At 73.9% G+C, this 21,145-nt stretch carries 22 protein-coding genes and 3 tRNA genes; 16 read left to right on the top strand and 9 right to left on the bottom strand.

The window, feature by feature from the left end; all coding sequences use genetic code 11:
- Positions 1-8: 8 nt before the first annotated feature.
- Together AW16_RS0109415 and AW16_RS0109420 are read right to left on the bottom strand one after the other, a co-directional pair.
- Positions 9-941, bottom strand: coding sequence for a cation diffusion facilitator family transporter (locus tag AW16_RS0109415; protein WP_029289902.1), 933 nt, complete (start codon positions 939-941; stop codon positions 9-11).
- A complete protein-coding gene (locus tag AW16_RS0109420; protein WP_029289925.1) occupies positions 941-1,285 on the bottom strand; it encodes a metallopeptidase family protein in 345 nt (114 codons plus the stop codon). Before AW16_RS0109420 ends, AW16_RS0109415 begins: the two co-directional genes overlap by 1 nt.
- A gap of 143 nt (positions 1,286-1,428) precedes the next feature.
- Between AW16_RS0109420 and AW16_RS0109425 the strand changes: the two genes are divergently transcribed.
- The 8 genes from AW16_RS0109425 to AW16_RS0109460 all read left to right on the top strand — a co-directional run bounded on the left by AW16_RS0109425 (position 1,429) and on the right by AW16_RS0109460 (position 6,709).
- Positions 1,429-1,501 (top strand) — tRNA-Glu (locus tag AW16_RS0109425).
- A 44-nt stretch (positions 1,502-1,545) separates the two neighbouring features.
- Positions 1,546-1,619 (top strand) — tRNA-Asp (locus AW16_RS0109430).
- Between the two features lie 61 nt (positions 1,620-1,680).
- Positions 1,681-1,753, top strand: a tRNA-Phe gene (locus AW16_RS0109435).
- Between the two features lie 75 nt (positions 1,754-1,828).
- Entirely contained in the window at positions 1,829-4,156 is a 2,328-nt protein-coding gene (locus tag AW16_RS0109440; RefSeq protein WP_231496005.1) for a SpoIIE family protein phosphatase, read from the top strand.
- A gap of 65 nt (positions 4,157-4,221) precedes the next feature.
- Complete coding sequence (locus AW16_RS0109445; protein WP_034648631.1) at positions 4,222-5,424, top strand: cation:proton antiporter; 1,203 nt, start codon at positions 4,222-4,224, stop codon at positions 5,422-5,424.
- A 33-nt stretch (positions 5,425-5,457) separates the two neighbouring features.
- The gene (locus AW16_RS0109450; protein WP_029289906.1) at positions 5,458-5,877 is read left to right on the top strand and encodes a phage holin family protein; all 420 of its coding nucleotides are present in this window, start codon (positions 5,458-5,460) and stop codon (positions 5,875-5,877) included.
- Positions 5,878-5,996: 119 nt separating this feature from the next.
- Positions 5,997-6,392: a phage holin family protein gene (locus tag AW16_RS0109455; protein WP_029289907.1), complete on the top strand. Its 396-nt coding sequence runs from the start codon at positions 5,997-5,999 to the stop codon at positions 6,390-6,392.
- Positions 6,389-6,709 carry a DUF3618 domain-containing protein gene (locus AW16_RS0109460; protein WP_051681831.1) on the top strand — a complete coding sequence of 107 codons (321 nt, stop codon included), beginning with the start codon at positions 6,389-6,391 and terminating at the stop codon, positions 6,707-6,709. Before AW16_RS0109455 ends, AW16_RS0109460 begins: the two co-directional genes overlap by 4 nt.
- A gap of 132 nt (positions 6,710-6,841) precedes the next feature.
- Here the strand turns inward: AW16_RS0109460 and AW16_RS0109465 are convergent, their stop codons facing one another.
- A complete protein-coding gene (locus tag AW16_RS0109465; protein WP_029289909.1) occupies positions 6,842-7,048 on the bottom strand; it encodes a BldC family transcriptional regulator in 207 nt (68 codons plus the stop codon).
- Between the two features lie 648 nt (positions 7,049-7,696).
- Here AW16_RS0109465 and AW16_RS0109470 point away from each other — a divergent pair.
- Entirely contained in the window at positions 7,697-7,906 is a 210-nt protein-coding gene (locus AW16_RS0109470; RefSeq protein ID WP_029289910.1) for a DUF3073 domain-containing protein, read from the top strand.
- Between the two features lie 145 nt (positions 7,907-8,051).
- Here the strand turns inward: AW16_RS0109470 and purM (AW16_RS0109475) are convergent, their stop codons facing one another.
- The 5 genes from purM (AW16_RS0109475) to rsgA (AW16_RS0109495) form a co-directional block, all read right to left on the bottom strand.
- On the bottom strand, positions 8,052-9,206 hold the full coding sequence (gene purM / locus AW16_RS0109475) for a phosphoribosylformylglycinamidine cyclo-ligase (RefSeq protein ID WP_051681832.1): 1,155 nt from the start codon (positions 9,204-9,206) through the stop codon (positions 8,052-8,054).
- On the bottom strand, positions 9,203-10,756 hold the full coding sequence (gene purF / locus AW16_RS0109480; protein ID WP_029289912.1) for an amidophosphoribosyltransferase: 1,554 nt from the start codon (positions 10,754-10,756) through the stop codon (positions 9,203-9,205). Before purF (AW16_RS0109480) ends, purM (AW16_RS0109475) begins: the two co-directional genes overlap by 4 nt.
- Positions 10,757-10,826: 70 nt before the next feature.
- Positions 10,827-11,324, bottom strand: coding sequence for a histidine kinase (locus AW16_RS0109485; RefSeq protein ID WP_197021598.1), 498 nt, complete (start codon positions 11,322-11,324; stop codon positions 10,827-10,829).
- 45 nt (positions 11,325-11,369) lie between these two features.
- A complete protein-coding gene (locus AW16_RS0109490) occupies positions 11,370-11,750 on the bottom strand; it encodes a sterol carrier family protein (RefSeq protein ID WP_029289914.1) in 381 nt (126 codons plus the stop codon).
- A 17-nt stretch (positions 11,751-11,767) separates the two neighbouring features.
- Positions 11,768-12,859 (bottom strand): ribosome small subunit-dependent GTPase A, encoded by a 1,092-nt coding sequence (rsgA, locus tag AW16_RS0109495; protein ID WP_081861576.1) that lies wholly within the window; start codon positions 12,857-12,859, stop codon positions 11,768-11,770.
- Positions 12,860-13,784: 925 nt separating this feature from the next.
- On the opposite strand from rsgA (AW16_RS0109495), the gene AW16_RS18890 reads away from it, so the two are divergent.
- From AW16_RS18890 to purM (AW16_RS0109535), 6 genes are all read left to right on the top strand, one after another.
- Entirely contained in the window at positions 13,785-14,195 is a 411-nt protein-coding gene (locus AW16_RS18890) for a hypothetical protein (protein ID WP_029289918.1), read from the top strand.
- A gap of 912 nt (positions 14,196-15,107) precedes the next feature.
- A complete protein-coding gene (rsgA, locus tag AW16_RS0109515) occupies positions 15,108-16,199 on the top strand; it encodes a ribosome small subunit-dependent GTPase A (protein ID WP_081861576.1) in 1,092 nt (363 codons plus the stop codon).
- Between the two features lie 17 nt (positions 16,200-16,216).
- Positions 16,217-16,597 (top strand): sterol carrier family protein, encoded by a 381-nt coding sequence (locus tag AW16_RS0109520; protein ID WP_029289914.1) that lies wholly within the window; start codon positions 16,217-16,219, stop codon positions 16,595-16,597.
- Between the two features lie 45 nt (positions 16,598-16,642).
- Positions 16,643-17,140 carry a histidine kinase gene (locus AW16_RS0109525; RefSeq protein WP_197021598.1) on the top strand — a complete coding sequence of 166 codons (498 nt, stop codon included), beginning with the start codon at positions 16,643-16,645 and terminating at the stop codon, positions 17,138-17,140.
- 70 nt (positions 17,141-17,210) lie between these two features.
- Positions 17,211-18,764 carry an amidophosphoribosyltransferase gene (purF, locus tag AW16_RS0109530; protein WP_029289912.1) on the top strand — a complete coding sequence of 518 codons (1,554 nt, stop codon included), beginning with the start codon at positions 17,211-17,213 and terminating at the stop codon, positions 18,762-18,764.
- Entirely contained in the window at positions 18,761-19,915 is a 1,155-nt protein-coding gene (gene purM / locus AW16_RS0109535) for a phosphoribosylformylglycinamidine cyclo-ligase (RefSeq protein WP_051681832.1), read from the top strand. The genes purF (AW16_RS0109530) and purM (AW16_RS0109535) overlap by 4 nt, the downstream gene beginning before the upstream one ends.
- 145 nt (positions 19,916-20,060) lie before the next feature.
- On the opposite strand, the gene AW16_RS0109540 is transcribed toward purM (AW16_RS0109535), so the two are convergent.
- Positions 20,061-20,270, bottom strand: coding sequence for a DUF3073 domain-containing protein (locus AW16_RS0109540; RefSeq protein WP_029289910.1), 210 nt, complete (start codon positions 20,268-20,270; stop codon positions 20,061-20,063).
- A 648-nt stretch (positions 20,271-20,918) separates the two neighbouring features.
- Here AW16_RS0109540 and AW16_RS0109545 point away from each other — a divergent pair.
- Positions 20,919-21,125 (top strand): BldC family transcriptional regulator, encoded by a 207-nt coding sequence (locus tag AW16_RS0109545; RefSeq protein WP_029289909.1) that lies wholly within the window; start codon positions 20,919-20,921, stop codon positions 21,123-21,125.
- The last annotated feature ends 20 nt before the right edge of the window (positions 21,126-21,145 follow it).

The raw sequence follows: 21,145 nt of genomic DNA, 5'->3' as shown, positions 1-21,145 counted from the left end.
ACACCCGCTCACGCGTGCGTGCGCTGCTCCTCGCCGGCCGACGGCGGCTCGAGCTGGAACGTGCAGTGGTCCACGTCGAAGTGCCCCGCGAGGCAGCCGCGCAGGTCGTCGAGCACGCGGCCGGCCTCGCCACGCTCGAGGACCTCGTCGGGCACCTCGACGTGCGCGGAGAGCACCGGCACACCCGACGTGATGGTCCACGCGTGCAGGTCGTGCACGCCGACGACGCCGCGGACCCCGCAGATGTGCGCGCGCACCGCGCCCAGGTCGACCCCGGCGGGCGTGGCCTCGAGCAGCACGAGCGCGACCTGCCGCAGCAGCCCGACCGCGCGCGGCAGGATCATCACGCCGATCGCGACGGACGCGATGCCGTCGGCTCGCTCGAACCCCGTGGCGAGCAGCACGAGCGCCGCGACGATGACCGCCGCGGACCCCAGCAGGTCGCCGAGCACCTCGAGGTACGCGCCGCGCAGGTTCAGCGAGTCGCGCTGCCCGGGGACCAGCAGCACGAGGCCCACGGCGTTGGCGGCGAGGCCCACCGCGGCGACGACGAGCATGAGACCGCCCTCGACGGGCTCGGGGGCCACGATGCGCCGCACGCCCCCGACGAGCACGAGCACGCCGACGACCGCGATGAGCAGCCCGTTGACCAGCGCCGCCAGCATCTCGGCGCGCTGCCACCCGAACGTGCGCGTCTCGGTCGCGGGCCGCGCGGCCAGCACGGTCGCTCCGAGCGCGAGCGCGACGCCCGCGGCGTCGGTGAGCATGTGTCCCGCGTCGGCGACGAGCGCGAACGAGCCCGAGACCACGCCGCCAACGACCTCGACCGCCATCACGACGAGCGTGAGCGCGAGCACGGCCACGAGTCGCCCGCGGTGCGCGTGCGCGGCGGTCACGTGGTCGTGCGCGTGGGAGTGGCCGCTGCCGTGCGCGTGGCCCATCAGTCCCACCCCAGCTCGTGCAGGCGGTCGTCGTCGATGCCGAAGTGGTGCGCGATCTCGTGGACCACGGTGATCGCGACCTCCTCGACGACGTCGTCGCGCGTCTCGCAGATCTCGAGCGTCGGCAGCCGGTAGATCGTGATCCGGTCGGGCAGCGAGCCCGCGGCGTAGAAGGAGGTGCGCTCGGTGAGCGGGATGCCCTCGTACAGCCCGAGCAGCGTCGGGTCGTCGGCGGGCGCGTGGTCCTCGACGAGCACGACGACGTTGTCCATGAGCGCGGTCAGCTCGGGCGGGACCTCGTCCAGCGCGTCACGGACCGCGTCCTCGAACTCGGCGCGCGGCATCTCGAACACGGCACCATCCTGCCTGGTCGGCCGGGTGCGAACGAGGGTGGCGCAGGCCACGTCGACCTCGCTTTGGAGATCGGGCGCGCGACCCCGTATGCTCTACCACGGTCATCCGGCGCCTCGACGTCAGGGGCGGACTCGCCCTCATCGTCTAGCGGCCTAGGACCCCGCCCTTTCACGGCGGTAGCACGGGTTCGAATCCCGTTGGGGGTACGAGCAGTTCAGCAGTACAGCAAGAAGGTCTTGATTCACACCAAGGCCCCGTAGCGCAGTTGGTTAGCGCGCCGCCCTGTCACGGCGGAGGTCGCGGGTTCAAGTCCCGTCGGGGTCGCTCGAAGCGCCGGTCCTCGGACCGGCGTTCTCGTTCCGGGGGTCCGGCACAGGTCCCCCACGGCTCTGTAGCTCAGTTGGTAGAGCGTTCGACTGAAAATCGAAAGGTCACCGGATCGACGCCGGTCGGAGCCACCGCGGGAGGCCCGTACGCGAGCAGCGTGCGGGCCTTCGTCGTGCTCGGGCGTCACCACCCTGGGTTACGGTTCGGTGGCGCGGCGACGACGGCGCGCATCGCTGTCCAGACGTACCGCGGTCCACCAGAGAGGCACGACGACGAGCGACGACCTGCTGGCCCCGGGCGTTCCGGTCGACCTCGACAACTGCGCTCGCGAGCCCATCCACATCCCCGGCAGCATCCAGCGCTGGGGTGTGTTCCTCGCGGTCACCGAGCCGGACCTCGTGGTGCGGCACGTCTCCGCCAACGTCGCGGACCTGCTCGGCGTGGGCGTCGACGACGTGCTGGGCTCGTCGCTCGACGACGTGCTGGGGCGCGAGGCCACCGACCCGCTGCGCGCGCACCTGCAGACCTGGGGCGACCTGCGCGCACGCAACCCGCTGGTGGTCACGGCCGGCACGGTCGACGGCCCGCTCGAGGTCGACGCGGTGCTGCACCGCGTCGCCGTCGGGCAGGGCACGCTGCTCGTCGTCGAGCTCGAGGCCTCCCGCGGCCCACGCCCGTTCTCCTTCCCCAACACCTACCAGGCGGTGCGCGGTGCCGTGGAGCGCCTCAACCGCGCGCTCACGCTCCCGGAGCTGTACGACGTCGCGGCGAACGAGGTCCGCGCGCTCACCGGCTTCGACCGCGTGATGGTCTACCGGTTCGACGAGCAGTACAACGGCGAGGTCGTCGGCGAGGCGAAGCGCGACGACCTCAACTCGTTCTTCGGCCTGCACTACCCCGCGAGCGACATCCCGCCGCAGGCCCGCGCGCTGTACGAGAAGAGCTGGATCCGGCTCATCGCGGACGTCGCGTACCAGCCCGCGCCGCTCGTCCCCGGCCTCGACGAGAGCACCGGGCTCCCGCTCGACCTGACGTACTCGACCCTGCGCAGCGTCTCGCCGATCCACTGCGAGTACCTCGGCAACATGGGCGTCGCGGCGTCGATGTCGATCTCGCTGCTGCGCGAGGGCCGGCTGTGGGGCCTCGTCGCGTGCCACCACTACTCGGGACCGCACTGCCCGCCGTACGCCGTGCGCGCGGCGGCGGAGTTCCTGGGCTCGACGCTGTCCCTGCGGTTCGTCGCCCGCTCGCAGGAGGCCGACCTCGAGGCGGAGCTCGCGGCCGCGGGCACCCTCGAGCGGCTGCTGGTCGCGGCCCGTGACGGGGACCTCGCGCTCGCCGACGCCCTGGTGGGGCGCACGGGCTCGGCGCGGCCCTCGGTCCTCGACCTCGTGCCGGCGCAGGGTGCGGTCGTGCGCGTGGAACGTCGCGTGGCCTCGACGGGTGACGTCCCGGAGGACGTGGCACCGCTGCTCGCGTGGGTCGACGCCCAGGACCAGGAGCTCGTGGTCCGGACGTCGCTCGTCGCCCAGGAGCCCGAGCTGGCTGCGGCGCTCCCGGGGGCCGCCGGCCTGCTCGCGGTGCGCCTGCCCGACGGGCAGTGCGTGGTCTGGCTGCGGCACGAGGCCGTGCGCAGCGTCGACTGGGGCGGGGACCCGCACAACAAGGCGATCGCCCGCCTCGAGGGCGATGCCGTGCGGCTCAGCCCGCGCAAGTCGTTCGACCGGTGGAGCGAGCTGGTGCGGGACACGAGCGAGCCGTGGACCGAGCAGCAGCTGCGCTCGGCCTCCGAGCTTCGTCCGCGCCTGCTCGAGGTCCTGCTGCTGCGCAACCGCTGGCAGCTCGCGACTGCGCTCGCGGTGCAGCGCAGCCTCCTGCCGGCAGAGATCCCCGCCGTGCCCGGATGGACGATCGAGGCACGCTACGAGCCCTCCGCGGGCGGCCAGGTGGGCGGCGACTGGTACGACGCGCTCACGCTGCCCGACGGCAGGGTCGCCGTCGTCGTCGGCGACGTCGCGGGCCACGGCCTGGCCGCGGCCGCGTCGATGGGACAGCTGCGCAACACGCTGCGCGGCTACCTGCTGCGGGGCGACGACGCCGCGACGACCGTCGCGTGGCTCGACCGCGTCGTCCGGCACACGATGCCGACGGAGATGGCGACGGTCGTCGTCGCGGTGCTCCACCCCGCCACGGGCGAGGTGGACATCGCCGTCGCGGGCCACCCGCGCCCCCTGCTGCTGGCGCCGGGGCGCCGGCCCGCACTGGTCGACGGCGTCGTCGAGCGACCGCTCGGCGTCGGGTCCGGCTCACCGCGGTCGGCGCCGGCGACGATCGAGCCCGGCGGTGCGCTGGTGCTGTACAGCGACGGCCTGGTCGACTCGCGCCAGACCGGGCTGCGCGCGGGCCTCGCGCGGCTCGAGGAGCTCTTCGCGGGTCCGCTGGGCTCCGACGTCGACGCCGTCATGGCGGCGTGCCGCGACGACGCCGCGACCGACGACCTGACCCTCCTCGTGCTGCGGCGCGACCCCGTCTGACATCATCCGGTGAGACGGCCCGCAGACCCCACCGCGGGCCTGATCGCACCGACAGGAGACGGTTCGTGGAGTTCGACACGCTGCTCCCCGTCGTCGCGGTCAGCGTCCTCACGCTCGTCGCGGTCAGCACGATGCCGGCGCGCTGGAGGCTGCCCCAGGTCGTCGTGCTCCTGGCAGGCGGCGTGCTCATCGGCCCCGAGTGCCTGCACTGGTCGTCGCCCGAGGCCGTCGGCCTGCTGTCCGACCTCGGCATGGGGTTCCTGTTCCTGCTCGCGGGGTACGAGATCGACCCCGGGATCGGCCGGCAGCCCGCCGGGCGGCTGGGCGTGCGGGCCTGGCTGACGTCGATCGTCCTCGGGGCGCTGCTCCTGGTCGCGCTGTCGATCACGCGCGACGTCCCGGCGATCGTCGCGATCACGATCGCGCTCTCGACCACGGCGCTCGGCGTCCTGGTCCCCGTGCTCAAGGAGGAGGGGCTCACCGACCGGCCTCTCGGCAGGTACGTCATGGCGGGCGGCGCGGTGGGCGAGCTGGGGCCGATCGTCGCGATGGCCCTCTTCCTGGGGACGCGCGGGACGCTCGTCGCACTCGTCGCGCTCGTCCTGTTCGCCGCCGCGGTCGTCGTCCTCGGCACGCTGCCTCGCCGGTTCGCGTTCGGCCGCACCCGCGGGCTGCTGCGTCCCCTCGGCGACGGCACCGGCCAGGGCCCGGTGCGGGTGTCGCTCCTGCTGCTCGTCGGCCTGCTCGCGCTGTCCAGCTCGATGGGGTTCGACGCGGTGCTCGGCGCGTTCCTCGCGGGCATGGTGCTGCGGTCGTGGGTCCCGGCGCAGGACGACGACCTCTCGCACAAGCTCGAGACCGTCGGCTGGGGCGTGTTCATCCCCATCTTCTTCGTGTCGTCCGGCATGGCGCTGCAGCTCGACGCGATCGCCGAGCAGCCGTGGCTGCCGATCGTGTTCGTCGTGCTCATCGGTGCCGTTCGCGGCGGCCCGGCGCTGTTCTGGTACCGACGGCACCTGGTGCCGCGCGAGCGCGTGCAGCTCGGCCTGTACACGGCGACGACCCTGCCGATGCTCGTCGCGCTCACACAGCTGGCCGTCGACGAGGGCAGCCTCCCGGTCGGCACCGCCGGCTGCCTGGTCTTCGCGGGCGCCCTCACCGTGCTGCTCTTCCCGCTGCTCGCACGCACGCTGGGCGCGACCGACCGCACCGAGGCGGCCGGCACGTCTGGGGCCGACGACCCAGGTGACCTGCGCGACGCTCAGTAGGGTGGAGGCACCGAACCCGACGAGGAGAGAGCCGTGCCCAGCGACGAGCCCCGCAGCTTCTTCGACCGCCTCACCGACCCGATCGCCGAACGCGCCCGGGAGAAGATCTCGCAGGCCGAGGACCGCGTGCGTGCCTCGATCCAGGCCGAGGTCAACGCCGTGCAGGCGAGCGTCCGCGCGCGCGTCGTCGAGGTTCGCCCGTCGGCCATCGGGTTCGGCGCCGCGCTCCTGCTCACGTTCTTCGGGCTGGCGCTCCTGGTGACGTCGGTGGTCCTGGCGCTCACCCAAGCGGGCATGCACCCGTGGCTCGCCGCGCTGCTGGTCGGCGTCGCGCTCATCCTGGTCGCGGGCGGGCTCGCGGCGTGGGCGCGCCACCGCCTGCCCAGGCCCGCGGCCCGCACCGCACCCGTCGTGCACCCGGCGGGCGACCAGGTCCACCCGTGGGCGGACTGACCGCCTGACGCCCACCGCGCCGCCCGCTGCGAAGGTGCGACGTGCGGCGTCGACCTGCAGACTTGCCGGGAGGCCGGCCGTCCGTGCGGCCCGGCCGACGTGCACGACGGGAGGACGCCATGACGACGCAGGACACGAGGAGCATCGGCGAGCTGTTCAGCGAGGTCGCCGAGCGCACGGCGCGCCTGGTCCGCGCGGAGATCGACCTCGCGAAGGCCGAGATCAGCGGTCGCCTGCAGAAGCTGGGCACGGGCGGGGCGCTCATCGCGGCCGCCGCGTTCTTCGCGCTCTACCTGCTCGCAGCCGTCATCGCGCTCGCGATCATCGTGCTCGACCTCTGGCTCCCGCTGTGGGCCGCGGCCCTCATCGTGACGGGGGCGCTGCTGCTGCTGGTCGTCGTCCTCGCGCTCGTCGGTCTCTCGATGGTCAAGAAGGGACGTACCCCCGTGCCCACCAAGGCGGTCGCCAGCATGAAGTCGGACGTCGAGGTCGTCAAGGAGGCGGTCAAGCGATGAGCCACGAGCCCGACGAGAAGGCCGCCGGCACGCCGAGGCCGGACCCGTTCACGACGCCCCGGATGGCGGAGCTCGAGCTGGAGATCGGCGCGACCCGGGCGGAGCTCGCGGAGAGCATCGACGCGCTCGTCGCGCGGCTCACGCCCGGCGCGGTGCTGCACGACGCCCAGGCCGCCGCGCGCGGCCTGGTCACGGATGCCTCGGGCTCGGGCGACGACCCCGCGGCGGCACGGCGTGCGCGGATCGTGCTGGGCGGCGTCGCCGCCGGCGTCGCACTGGTCGTCGGACTGGTGGTGCTGCGCGCCCGTCGTCGTTGACGTCGCGCGTCATCGACGACGCGGTGGTGCGGTGCGCGCCTCACCAGCGCGCGCGCCCGTCACGGCCTGTCGGGCGCATCGCGGCCCGCGCACCGACCTCGTCGGGTCGGCTGCGGGCCGGTCGTGCGGGCCTCAGCCCCGGCTGTCGCGCTGGTTGGGCACGCCGAGCAGCTCCATGACCTCGGACTCCCGGTAACGGCGGTGGCCACCGAGAGTGCGGATCGACGAGAGCTTGCCGGCCTTGGCCCAGCGCGTGACGGTCTTGGGGTCGACGCGGAAGAGCGTGGCGACCTCGGACGGAGTCAGCAGGACCTCGGACTGAGCGGGCTGGACGGACATGCTTGCCTCCTGGCGAGCGTTCGGTCGAGGGGCGAACCCGACGACCAGGGTGGAAGCGCTGGTCAGACCGTACGAGCGCGGCCTCACTAGCACAGACACTGCTGTCATGCAGATCATTCGCGAAACAGAATGATAACGAAATGGTACACATCACCCGGACGGACGAACGACCCGGGCGCGACGTGACGTCGATCTCAGCCTAACTCGGACATTTCGTCACGTCGCCGCGAGCCGTGCGAGCGGCTGGACGGCGTGTCGCACGACGGTTCACCCGAACGGGCGCGCCATGCACGCCCGGACCGGTCGAGCCGGCGCACACGGCGCCGCCCTGCACGCATGTGCACGCTCGCACGCACGCATGGTCCGGCGTCGACAGGCGGAGAAGATTCTCGCTCCGTCCGCCATGCGGACCCTGGGACCGCCACGAGAAGCACCCCGGGCGCGGGAGACCCCCGCCCGGACGTACCGACGGGCACGGCGTCCGGCCGTGCGAGGCAGACCGCCGGGTGACGCGCGTCGCGCCCGATCAAGTGGCCGGAATAGCGATCGAACATGTACCGTTGCGGCACGAAGAGACGATTCAGCACCCCGGGGCCGCACGTGTCAGCACGGAGCCGCCCCGCATCCACGTAAGAGGGGGTCGATGCCATGGGGCGCGGCCGTCAGAAGGCTAAGCAGACGAAGGTCGCCCGGGAGCTGAAGTACTTCAGCCCCGAGACGAACTACCGGGCTCTCGAGCAGGAGCTCACGTCGCACAGCCACAACGATCTCAGTGACCGACGCGGCGGCGCCGCGGTCGACACGGATGACACGGACGACGGCGACTACGGTCGCTGGCTCGACGACGACGAGCGCTGAGTCCCGATCACTTCGGTCCACGCCTGAACGACGGCCCTCCGGGGCCGTCGTTCTCGTGCTCCCGTCCGTCCCTCACGGCAGCGCGTGGGCCGTGCCGTGACGGACGGGGCTCGCGCATGCGTGGCCTCTCGGCGTGCGCCGCTGGTCAGACCCGGTAGTCGCCCGTGAGCCGGACTGCCCCGCCGTGCACGCCCTTGGTCCCCGCGACGAACCCCGGGGAACCGACGACGTCGGTCGTCGGGTCGGCATCGCGCACGCGCCCCAGCTCCCACGCCGGAAGGCCCAGCTCCGCAGCGTGCGAGAGCACGCCGTCGAGCGCGTCGGGGGCGACGATCGCGACCATGCCGACGCCGAGGTTCAGGGTGCCCTCGAGGTCCGTCCACGGCACCTGACCGAGCCGCTGCACGAGCGAGAACACCGGCGGGAGCTGCCAGCCCCCGCGGTCCACGTCCGCCACCAGCCCCACCGGGAGCACGCGCGCGACGTTCGAGGCGAGACCGCCGCCGGTCACGTGGCTGAACGCGTGCAGACCCGCGACGCCGGCACGCCGGGCGAGCGCCAGGCAGTCCGTCGCATACACGCGCGTGGGCTCGAGCAGCTCCTCGCCGAGCATGCGGCCCAGCTCGTCGACGTGCCGGTCGAGCGACCAGCCGGCCTGGCGCACCACGGCACGGACGAGCGAGTAGCCGTTGGAGTGCAGCCCGCTCGAGGCGAGCGCCACCAGGAGGTCGCCCGCACGCACACGCTCGGGGCCGAGCAGCTCGTCGGCCTCGACCACGCCGGTCGCGGCACCGGCCACGTCGTACTCGTCGGGCGCGAGCAGCCCCGGGTGCTCTGCGGTCTCGCCGCCCACGAGCGCGGTCCCCGCGACCGAGCATGCCGCCGCGATGCCGCGCACCACGTCCGCGATCCGCTCGGGGACCACGCGCCCTGTCGCGATGTAGTCGGTCATGAACAGCGGCTCGGCGCCCACGACGACGATGTCGTCGACCACCATGCCGACGAGGTCGAACCCGATCGTGTCGTGCACGTCGAGCTGCTGGGCGATCGCGACCTTGGTGCCGACGCCGTCGGTCGACGTCGCGAGCAGCGGGCGGCGGAACCGGGTGAGCGCGCTCGCGTCGTACAGTCCCGCGAAGCCGCCCACGCCGCCCAGCACCTGGGGGCCGTGCGTCGCGCGCACGGCGTCCTTCATGAGCTCGACGGCCTTGTCGCCGGCCTCGGTGTCGACGCCGGCGGTCGCGTACGTGACCGGGCCGTCGAGCGTGGCGTCCACCGCCGCGTCCAGGGGCGTGCTCACGGGTGCTCCAGCGCGGACGCGCCACCGGTCGCGGGCAGGATCGACATGAGTCCGTCCTCGGGTGCCCCCAGCGGGAGCTCGTTCTGCTCGAGCAGGTGCTTGCCCAGCCGGTCGGCGGGCGGCAGCTCGATGGGGTACTGGCCGGAGAAGCAGGCGGTGCACAGCTGCGAACGAGGCTGCTCGGTCGCCGCGACCATGCCGTCCTCGGAGATGTAGCCGAGCGAGTCGGCGCCCAGCGACGCACCGATCTCGTCGATCGCCAGCCCGTTCGCGATGAGCTCGGCGCGGCTCGCGAAGTCGATGCCGTAGAAGCACGGCCACTTCACGGGCGGCGACGAGATGCGCACGTGCACCTCGGCGGCCCCCGCCTCGCGCAGCATCCGCACGAGCGCGCGCTGCGTGTTGCCGCGCACGATCGAGTCGTCGACCACGACGAGCCGCTTGCCGCGGATGACCTCGCGCAGCGGGTTGAGCTTGAGGCGGATACCGAGCTGGCGCAGCGTCTGCGACGGCTGGATGAACGTGCGTCCGACGTACGCGTTCTTCGTCAGCCCCTGCCCGAACGGGATGCCGGACTCCTGCGCGTAGCCGACGGCCGCGGGCGTCCCCGACTCGGGGACCGGGATCACGAGGTCGGCATCCACCGGGTGCTCCATCGCGAGCCGGCGGCCCATCTCGACGCGAGCCGCGTGGACCGACCGACCGGCGATCGTCGTGTCCGGGCGCGCGAGGTAGACGTACTCGAACACGCAGCCGGCACGCGGCTCGTCGCGCGGCGCGAAGCGGTGCGAGCGCAGGCCGTCCGCGTCGATCGCGACGAACTCGCCGGGCTCGATCTCGCGCACGAAGCTCGCACCGACGATGTCGAGCGCCGGCGTCTCGCTCGCGACCACCCAGCCGCGCTCGAGCCGCCCGAGCACGAGCGGGCGCACGCCCTGCGGGTCGCGCGCGGCGTACAGCGTGTGCTCGTCCATGAACACCAGGCAGAACGCGCCGCGCAGGCGCGGGAGCACCTCGAGCGCGGTGGCCTCGAGCGTGTGGTCCGGGTCGCCCGCGAGCAGCGCGGTGACGAGAGCGGTGTCGGTGGTGTTGCCGCGTGCGAGCTCGCCGCGACGCTGGCTGCCGTACCGCTCCGCGACGAGGTCGACGAGCTCGGCGGTGTTGGTCAGGTTGCCGTTGTGGCCGAGCGCGACGGTGCCCGCCGCGGTGGCGCCGAGGGTGGGCTGCGCGTTCTCCCACGTCGACCCACCGGTCGTCGAGTAGCGCGTGTGCCCGATCGCGATGTGCCCCTGCAGGGCGTTCAGCGCGGTCTCGTCGAACACCTGCGAGACCAGGCCCATGTCCTTGTAGACGAGGAGCTGCTGGCCGTTGCTCGTCGCGATGCCCGCCGACTCCTGGCCACGGTGCTGCAACGCGTAGAGGCCGAAGTAGGTGAGCTTGGCGACCTCCTCACCGGGAGCCCAGACCCCGAAGACGCCGCAGGCGTCCTGGGGGCCCTTCTCGTTCGGGAGGAGGTCGTGGTTCAGACGTCCGTCTGCGCGGGGGGCCACGCGCCCATGGTCGCACACGCGCGAGACGCGTCGCCAAGCCGTCCGCGAGCCGTCGCCACCCGCGCGGCCGTCAGCGCGGGCTGCGGCTGCGACGGTCCGCGAGCACCGCGAGCGCCCCACCCGCGAACGCCCCGACGACCGCTCCGGTCACCGCGAGCACCCAGCGGATGGCCCCCTCCCCGTCGAGGAACGAGACGAACCCCGTGCCGGCGCCCACGCACGACGCGGGGCCGTCGGGGCGCGAGCAGTCGCCGCCGTGCACGAGCACCGCGAGCACCAGCGCGACGACGATGCCGACGAGCGCGCCGACGATCATGAACGCGGAGAACTTGGGAGCGCGCCGGACCGTCGCGGGCGTCGCGGTGCGCTCGAGCTCCGCCTCGGAGGGGACGGGCGGCTCTTCGTCGCCCGGCTCTTCGTCGCGCGGCTCTTCGTCGCCCGGCTCTTCGTCGGCCGGCCCTGCGTCAGCCGCCTGGTCGGCAGTCCCCTCCGTGCCGGACGGCTCAGCGTCGGCCCGGTCCGGCTCGACAGGGGCGGTCGGGTCGTCGTCGGGCAGCTCGCTGGGCACCCGCAGATCGTAGGCCAGCACCGCGGTCCGCCCTGAACCCCCTGGTCAAGGGCGCACACGCGTGGCCTGCAGCGGGAGCCAGTGCTCGAGGTCGGCGCGCTCGCCCGACGCCTGCACGCGCCCTCCGTCGACCGCGTCGGCCCACGCCAGCTCACCGGTCGCGAGCTCGAGCCACGTCTGCGGATCGGTCTCGACGACGTTCGGGGGCGTGCCCCGGGTGTGCCGCGGGCCCGCGACGGCCTGCACGACACCGTCGGGGGGCACCCGGACCTCGACGGCGTTGCCCGGTGCGACGTCGGCGAGCTCCTCGAGCGTGAAGCGCACGGCGGTCCGGCGGGACTGCGTCGCAGCCGCGGCACGCTCAGCGCGCCACACCGCGAGCGCTGCGCGCCCGTCGGCGGGGTCGGTGCGACGGCGAGGCGGCATGTGACGATCATGCCCCGTCAGGTCCGCGGGCGCCCCGGCCCGCGCATCCCGCGCTGGTACTCCTTGGTGACCTGCTTCCAACGGGCGCGCTCCTGCGCCGCGAGCCTGCTGTCCACGCGGCGCGCCTGGTAGGCCGCCTCGCGTGCGAGCTTGCGCCACGAGTCGAGGCGGCGCTGTGGCAGGTCGCCCGCCGCGATCGCCGCGAGCACCGCGCAGCCGGGTTCGCCGCGGTGCTCGCAGTCCGCGAACCGGCACGTGCCGGCGAGCGCCACGACGTCGGAGAACGTGTGCTCGAGCGCGTCGTCGTCCGCGACCAGACCGATGCCTCGGATGCCAGGGGTGTCGATGAGGCATGCGCCGCCGGGGAGCGCGACGAGCTCGCGGTGGGTCGTCGTGTGACGGCCGCGCCCGTCGGCGTCACGACGCTCGCCCGTCGCCATGACCTCGCAACCCGCGAGTGCGTTCACGAGCGTCGACTTGCCCGCGCCCGACGGGCCGACGACGACGAGCGTCGCGCCCGGGCACACCAGCGCGCGGAGCGGCTCGAGGCCCTCGTCGCGGGCCACGCTCACCGCGTGCACGTCGACCGCGGGTGCGACGTCCGCGACCTCCGCCGCCATGCCGGCGGCGTCCGGCACGAGGTCCGCCTTCGTCAGCACGACGACCGGCCGGGCACCCGACCGCCACGCGAGCGTGAGGAGCCGCTCGACGCGGCCGAGGTCCGGGTCGGGGTCGAGGTGCTCGACGACGAGCACCACGTCGACCCCCGCCGCGAGGACCTGCTCGCGCGACGTCGTGCCGGCCGAGTCGCGCACCAGTGCCGAGCGACGCGCGGCCACCGCCACGACGTGGTCGTCGCGCACGCTCACGTGATCGCCGACGGTGGGCACGAGCCGCTCGTCTTCCGGCCCTGGCGCGAGGCCGTCGCGGTCGAGGGTCGCGCGGCGGGGCTCGGCGTGCAGGTCGTCCGCGGGTACGACGAGCACCGCGCCGCGGTCGGCCCGCACCACGCGGGCGCGTACGCCCCCGGGCGCCGTGTCGGCGCAGTCGCCGTGGTCGGCTCCGGGAACGTGGTCGGCGCCGGGGTCCGCACCGCGAGCGTGGGGCATACGAGCGACCGTACGAGCCGCGCCGCGCGCTCGACCAGCGCTTATCCGGGGGCGCCCCTGACGGTCGACCCCGACGCCCCACGACCATCCCCTGACCGCGGGCGCGACGCCCTCGTCGCACCCGCCCTCGCTGGCCCGAGCACGCCCCGGTCGGCGAGCGCGGGTCTGGCGCGGCGAGCGCGGGTCTGCCGCGGCGAGCGCGCGTCGCGCGCGGTGCGCGGCGGCGTGCGATGCGCGCTCGGTGGAGATGGGAGTGGTTGGGAGGAGGCGGCGTGCGGTGGGCGGTGGGCCAGGTGCGCACAGGTGATCCGTTCGGGTGAACTTGGACAAACGTTCCGGTAACCGGTGGATATCCTCCCCGTTCGTCCGATTTCTCCCCTATGGTCTGACGCGGCCCCGGCAGTGGACGGGCGCCGGCAGCGCAGCCCACGCGCACCCCCGACCCTCCTGGAGGCTCCACGATGCTGCGTCGCGCCCTTGCCGCCGCCACCGTCTCGTCCGTCCTGCTGATCGCCGTCCCCGCCGCCGCCCAGGCGCACGGGTCGTCGGACGGCCACGGCTCCCAGGGCGGGTCGTGGGGCAGCAGTCACGGGGGCCGCGGGAACGGGTCCGGGAACGGGAACGGCGGCGGGTCCGGCGGCGGGTCGCGCGACGCGGGGTACGTCGAGGTGGTGTGGGCGACGCCGGTGTCGTCGGCGCTGCCGCAGCCGCAGGACGGTGCCTCCGCGCTCTGGCCGCAGCGGATCGCGACCGACGACACGTGCGGCGTGTGGCTGCAGCTCGACCGCTACGTGCCGGGTTCCGTGACCGACTCGCTCGTCAAGGGTGGCGTGCTCTACGGACCGAACAACCCCACCGAGGTGCTGGCGACGCGCTACCCGTACCCCGAGACGGGGCACCCGTGGAAGCTCGTCAAGGCGCCGGCGTGCCGTTCGACGCCTGCGACACCCACACCGAAGCCGTCGTCCAGCACCCCCTCTGGCCCGCACCACCCGTGCCCGACGCCGACCCGCACGTCGACCCTGACGCGGACATCCTCCTGCCGGTCGCCGGCGGCGGCGCGCTCGACGCCCCGACGGCCGCGAAGGCCACCCCGGGCACGCCCGTCCTCCGGCTCGACCCGGCCGGGTCGAGCCGGAGGACGGGCGTGCCCGGGGTGGCCTTCGCGGCCGTCGGGGCGTCGAGCGCGCCGCCGCCGGCGACCGGCAGGAGGATGTCCGCGTCGGGGGCGACGTGCGGGTCGGCGTCGGGCACGGGTGGTGCGGGCCAGAGGGGGTGCTGGACGACGGCTTCGGTGTGGGTGTCGCAGGCGTCGAACGGCACGCCGGCGCCTTGACGAGCTTCCACGGGTGCCCCGTCTCGGGGTACGGGTAGCGCGTCGCCAGCACCTCGGTGGGGTTGTTCGGTCCGTAGAGCACGCCACCCTTGACGAGCGAGTCGGTCACGGAACCCGGCACGTAGCGGTCGAGCTGCAGCCACACGCCGCACGTGTCGTCGGTCGCGATCCGCTGCGGCCAGAGCGCGGAGGCACCGTCCTGCGGCTGCGGCAGCGCCGACGACACCGGCGTCGCCCACACCACCTCGACGTACCCCGCGTCGCGCGACCCGCCGCCGGACCCGCCGCCGTTCCCGTTCCCGGACCCGTTCCCGCGGCCCCCGTGACTGCTGCCCCACGACCCGCCCTGGGAGCCGTGGCCGTCCGACGACCCGTGCGCCTGGGCGGCGGCGGGGACGGCGATCAGCAGGACGGACGAGACGGTGGCGGCGGCAAGGGCGCGACGCAGCATCGTGGAGCCTCCAGGAGGGTCGGGGGTGCGCGTGGGCTGCGCTGCCGGCGCCCGTCCACTGCCGGGGCCGCGTCAGACCATAGGGGAGAAATCGGACGAACGGGGAGGATATCCACCGGTTACCGGAACGTTTGTCCAAGTTCACCCGAACGGATCACCTGTGCGCACCTGGCCCACCGCCCACCGCACGCCGCCTCCTCCCAACCACTCCCATCTCCACCGAGCGCGCATCGCACGCCGCCGCGCACCGCGCGCGACGCGCGCTCGCCGCGGCAGACCCGCGCTCGCCGCGCCAGACCCGCGCTCGCCGACCGGGGCGTGCTCGGGCCAGCGAGGGCGGGTGCGACGAGGGCGTCGCGCCCGCGGTCAGGGGAGGGTCGTGGGGCGTCGGGGTCGACCGTCAGGGGCGCCCCCGGATAAGCGCTGGTCGAGCGCGCGGCGCGGCTCGTACGGTCGCTCGTATGCCCCACGCTCGCGGTGCGGACCCCGGCGCCGACCACGTTCCCGGAGCCGACCACGGCGACTGCGCCGACACGGCGCCCGGGGGCGTACGCGCCCGCGTGGTGCGGGCCGACCGCGGCGCGGTGCTCGTCGTACCCGCGGACGACCTGCACGCCGAGCCCCGCCGCGCGACCCTCGACCGCGACGGCCTCGCGCCAGGGCCGGAAGACGAGCGGCTCGTGCCCACCGTCGGCGATCACGTGAGCGTGCGCGACGACCACGTCGTGGCGGTGGCCGCGCGTCGCTCGGCACTGGTGCGCGACTCGGCCGGCACGACGTCGCGCGAGCAGGTCCTCGCGGCGGGGGTCGACGTGGTGCTCGTCGTCGAGCACCTCGACCCCGACCCGGACCTCGGCCGCGTCGAGCGGCTCCTCACGCTCGCGTGGCGGTCGGGTGCCCGGCCGGTCGTCGTGCTGACGAAGGCGGACCTCGTGCCGGACGCCGCCGGCATGGCGGCGGAGGTCGCGGACGTCGCACCCGCGGTCGACGTGCACGCGGTGAGCGTGGCCCGCGACGAGGGCCTCGAGCCGCTCCGCGCGCTGGTGTGCCCGGGCGCGACGCTCGTCGTCGTCGGCCCGTCGGGCGCGGGCAAGTCGACGCTCGTGAACGCACTCGCGGGTTGCGAGGTCATGGCGACGGGCGAGCGTCGTGACGCCGACGGGCGCGGCCGTCACACGACGACCCACCGCGAGCTCGTCGCGCTCCCCGGCGGCGCATGCCTCATCGACACCCCTGGCATCCGAGGCATCGGTCTGGTCGCGGACGACGACGCGCTCGAGCACACGTTCTCCGACGTCGTGGCGCTCGCCGGCACGTGCCGGTTCGCGGACTGCGAGCACCGCGGCGAACCCGGCTGCGCGGTGCTCGCGGCGATCGCGGCGGGCGACCTGCCACAGCGCCGCCTCGACTCGTGGCGCAAGCTCGCACGCGAGGCGGCCTACCAGGCGCGCCGCGTGGACAGCAGGCTCGCGGCGCAGGAGCGCGCCCGTTGGAAGCAGGTCACCAAGGAGTACCAGCGCGGGATGCGCGGGCCGGGGCGCCCGCGGACCTGACGGGGCATGATCGTCACATGCCGCCTCGCCGTCGCACCGACCCCGCCGACGGGCGCGCAGCGCTCGCGGTGTGGCGCGCTGAGCGTGCCGCGGCTGCGACGCAGTCCCGCCGGACCGCCGTGCGCTTCACGCTCGAGGAGCTCGCCGACGTCGCACCGGGCAACGCCGTCGAGGTCCGGGTGCCCCCCGACGGTGTCGTGCAGGCCGTCGCGGGCCCGCGGCACACCCGGGGCACGCCCCCGAACGTCGTCGAGACCGATCCGCAGACGTGGCTCGAGCTCGCGACCGGTGAGCTGGCGTGGGCCGACGCGGTCGACGGAGGGCGCGTGCAGGCGTCGGGCGAGCGCGCCGACCTCGAGCACTGGCTCCCGCTGCAGGCCACGCGTGTGCGCCCTTGACCAGGGGGTTCAGGGCGGACCGCGGTGCTGGCCTACGATCTGCGGGTGCCCAGCGAGCTGCCCGACGACGACCCGACCGCCCCTGTCGAGCCGGACCGGGCCGACGCTGAGCCGTCCGGCACGGAGGGGACTGCCGACCAGGCGGCTGACGCAGGGCCGGCCGACGAAGAGCCGGGCGACGAAGAGCCGCGCGACGAAGAGCCGGGCGACGAAGAGCCGCCCGTCCCCTCCGAGGCGGAGCTCGAGCGCACCGCGACGCCCGCGACGGTCCGGCGCGCTCCCAAGTTCTCCGCGTTCATGATCGTCGGCGCGCTCGTCGGCATCGTCGTCGCGCTGGTGCTCGCGGTGCTCGTGCACGGCGGCGACTGCTCGCGCCCCGACGGCCCCGCGTCGTGCGTGGGCGCCGGCACGGGGTTCGTCTCGTTCCTCGACGGGGAGGGGGCCATCCGCTGGGTGCTCGCGGTGACCGGAGCGGTCGTCGGGGCGTTCGCGGGTGGGGCGCTCGCGGTGCTCGCGGACCGTCGCAGCCGCAGCCCGCGCTGACGGCCGCGCGGGTGGCGACGGCTCGCGGACGGCTTGGCGACGCGTCTCGCGCGTGTGCGACCATGGGCGCGTGGCCCCCCGCGCAGACGGACGTCTGAACCACGACCTCCTCCCGAACGAGAAGGGCCCCCAGGACGCCTGCGGCGTCTTCGGGGTCTGGGCTCCCGGTGAGGAGGTCGCCAAGCTCACCTACTTCGGCCTCTACGCGTTGCAGCACCGTGGCCAGGAGTCGGCGGGCATCGCGACGAGCAACGGCCAGCAGCTCCTCGTCTACAAGGACATGGGCCTGGTCTCGCAGGTGTTCGACGAGACCGCGCTGAACGCCCTGCAGGGGCACATCGCGATCGGGCACACGCGCTACTCGACGACCGGTGGGTCGACGTGGGAGAACGCGCAGCCCACCCTCGGCGCCACCGCGGCGGGCACCGTCGCGCTCGGCCACAACGGCAACCTGACCAACACCGCCGAGCTCGTCGACCTCGTCGCGGAGCGGTACGGCAGCCAGCGTCGCGGCGAGCTCGCACGCGGCAACACCACCGACACCGCTCTCGTCACCGCGCTGCTCGCGGGCGACCCGGACCACACGCTCGAGGCCACCGCGCTCGAGGTGCTCCCGCGCCTGCGCGGCGCGTTCTGCCTGGTGTTCATGGACGAGCACACGCTGTACGCCGCGCGCGACCCGCAGGGCGTGCGCCCGCTCGTGCTCGGGCGGCTCGAGCGCGGCTGGGTGGTCGCGAGCGAGACGCCGGCGCTCGACATCGTCGGTGCGAGCTTCGTGCGCGAGATCGAGCCCGGCGAGTTCGTCGCGATCGACGCGGACGGCCTGCGCTCGCACCGCTTCGCGCCGCGCGACGAGCCGCGTGCCGGCTGCGTGTTCGAGTACGTCTACCTCGCGCGCCCGGACACGACGATCGCCGGTCGGTCGGTCCACGCGGCTCGCGTCGAGATGGGCCGCCGGCTCGCGATGGAGCACCCGGTGGATGCCGACCTCGTGATCCCGGTCCCCGAGTCGGGGACGCCCGCGGCCGTCGGCTACGCGCAGGAGTCCGGCATCCCGTTCGGGCAGGGGCTGACGAAGAACGCGTACGTCGGACGCACGTTCATCCAGCCGTCGCAGACGCTGCGCCAGCTCGGTATCCGCCTCAAGCTCAACCCGCTGCGCGAGGTCATCCGCGGCAAGCGGCTCGTCGTGGTCGACGACTCGATCGTGCGCGGCAACACGCAGCGCGCGCTCGTGCGGATGCTGCGCGAGGCGGGGGCCGCCGAGGTGCACGTGCGCATCTCGTCGCCGCCCGTGAAGTGGCCGTGCTTCTACGGCATCGACTTCGCGAGCCGCGCCGAGCTCATCGCGAACGGGCTGGCGATCGACGAGATCGGTGCGTCGCTGGGCGCCGACTCGCTCGGCTACATCTCCGAGGACGGCATGGTCGCGGCGACCGAGCAGCCTCGTTCGCAGCTGTGCACCGCCTGCTTCTCCGGCCAGTACCCCATCGAGCTGCCGCCCGCCGACCGGCTGGGCAAGCACCTGCTCGAGCAGAACGAGCTCCCGCTGGGGGCACCCGAGGACGGACTCATGTCGATCCTGCCCGCGACCGGTGGCGCGTCCGCGCTGGAGCACCCGTGAGCACGCCCCTGGACGCGGCGGTGGACGCCACGCTCGACGGCCCGGTCACGTACGCGACCGCCGGCGTCGACACCGAGGCCGGCGACAAGGCCGTCGAGCTCATGAAGGACGCCGTGCGCGCGACGCACGGCCCCCAGGTGCTGGGCGGCGTGGGCGGCTTCGCGGGACTGTACGACGCGAGCGCGCTCACCCGGTTCCGCCGCCCGCTGCTCGCGACGTCGACCGACGGCGTCGGCACCAAGGTCGCGATCGCCCAGCAGCTCGACGTGCACGACACGATCGGGTTCGACCTCGTCGGCATGGTGGTCGACGACATCGTCGTCGTGGGCGCCGAGCCGCTGTTCATGACCGACTACATCGCGACAGGGCGCGTGGTCCCCGAGCGGATCGCGGACGTGGTGCGCGGCATCGCGGCGGCATGCTCGGTCGCGGGGACCGCGCTCGTGGGCGGCGAGACCGCAGAGCACCCGGGGCTGCTCGCGCCCGACGAGTACGACGTGGCCGGTGCCGCGACCGGCGTGGTCGAGGCCGACGAGCTGCTCGGCCCCGAGCGTGTGCGTGCGGGCGACCTCCTGGTGGCGCTCGCCTCGAGCGGGCTGCACTCCAACGGCTACTCGCTCGTCCGTGCCGTGGTGCGCCAGGCCGGCTGGTCGCTCGACCGGCACGTCGACGAGCTGGGCCGCATGCTCGGCGAGGAGCTGCTCGAGCCCACGCGCGTGTATGCGACGGACTGCCTGGCGCTCGCCCGGCGTGCCGGCGTCGCGGGTCTGCACGCGTTCAGCCACGTGACCGGCGGCGGTCTCGCCTCGAACGTCGCGCGCGTGCTCCCGGTGGGGCTGGTGGCGGACGTGGACCGCGGGGGCTGGCAGCTCCCGCCGGTGTTCTCGCTCGTGCAGCGGCTCGGTCAGGTGCCGTGGACGGACCTCGAGGGCACCCTGAACCTCGGCGTCGGCATGGTCGCGATCGTCGCCCCCGACGCGCTCGACGGCGTGCTCTCGCACGCTGCGGAGCTGGGCCTTCCGGCGTGGGAGCTGGGGCGCGTGCGCGATGCCGACCCGACGACCGACGTCGTCGGTTCCCCGGGGTTCGTCGCGGGGACCAAGGGCGTGCACGGCGGGGCAGTCCGGCTCACGGGCGACTACCGGGTCTGACCAGCGGCGCACGCCGAGAGGCCACGCATGCGCGAGCCCCGTCCGTCACGGCACGGCCCACGCGCTGCCGTGAGGGACGGACGGGAGCACGAGAACGACGGCCCCGGAGGGCCGTCGTTCAGGCGTGGACCGAAGTGATCGGGACTCAGCGCTCGTCGTCGTCGAGCCAGCGACCGTAGTCGCCGTCGTCCGTGTCATCCGTGTCGACCGCGGCGCCGCCGCGTCGGTCACTGAGATCGTTGTGGCTGTGCGACGTGAGCTCCTGCTCGAGAGCCCGGTAGTTCGTCTCGGGGCTGAAGTACTTCAGCTCCCGGGCGACCTTCGTCTGCTTAGCCTTCTGACGGCCGCGCCCCATGGCATCGACCCCCTCTTACGTGGATGCGGGGCGGCTCCGTGCTGACACGTGCGGCCCCGGGGTGCTGAATCGTCTCTTCGTGCCGCAACGGTACATGTTCGATCGCTATTCCGGCCACTTGATCGGGCGCGACGCGCGTCACCCGGCGGTCTGCCTCGCACGGCCGGACGCCGTGCCCGTCGGTACGTCCGGGCGGGGGTCTCCCGCGCCCGGGGTGCTTCTCGTGGCGGTCCCAGGGTCCGCATGGCGGACGGAGCGAGAATCTTCTCCGCCTGTCGACGCCGGACCATGCGTGCGTGCGAGCGTGCACATGCGTGCAGGGCGGCGCCGTGTGCGCCGGCTCGACCGGTCCGGGCGTGCATGGCGCGCCCGTTCGGGTGAACCGTCGTGCGACACGCCGTCCAGCCGCTCGCACGGCTCGCGGCGACGTGACGAAATGTCCGAGTTAGGCTGAGATCGACGTCACGTCGCGCCCGGGTCGTTCGTCCGTCCGGGTGATGTGTACCATTTCGTTATCATTCTGTTTCGCGAATGATCTGCATGACAGCAGTGTCTGTGCTAGTGAGGCCGCGCTCGTACGGTCTGACCAGCGCTTCCACCCTGGTCGTCGGGTTCGCCCCTCGACCGAACGCTCGCCAGGAGGCAAGCATGTCCGTCCAGCCCGCTCAGTCCGAGGTCCTGCTGACTCCGTCCGAGGTCGCCACGCTCTTCCGCGTCGACCCCAAGACCGTCACGCGCTGGGCCAAGGCCGGCAAGCTCTCGTCGATCCGCACTCTCGGTGGCCACCGCCGTTACCGGGAGTCCGAGGTCATGGAGCTGCTCGGCGTGCCCAACCAGCGCGACAGCCGGGGCTGAGGCCCGCACGACCGGCCCGC

The sequence above is a fragment of the Cellulomonas sp. HZM genome (assembly GCF_000708885.1).
In the GTDB taxonomy this organism is placed as follows: domain Bacteria; phylum Actinomycetota; class Actinomycetes; order Actinomycetales; family Cellulomonadaceae; genus Cellulomonas.
This window is presented reverse-complemented; position numbering and strand designations above follow the sequence as displayed.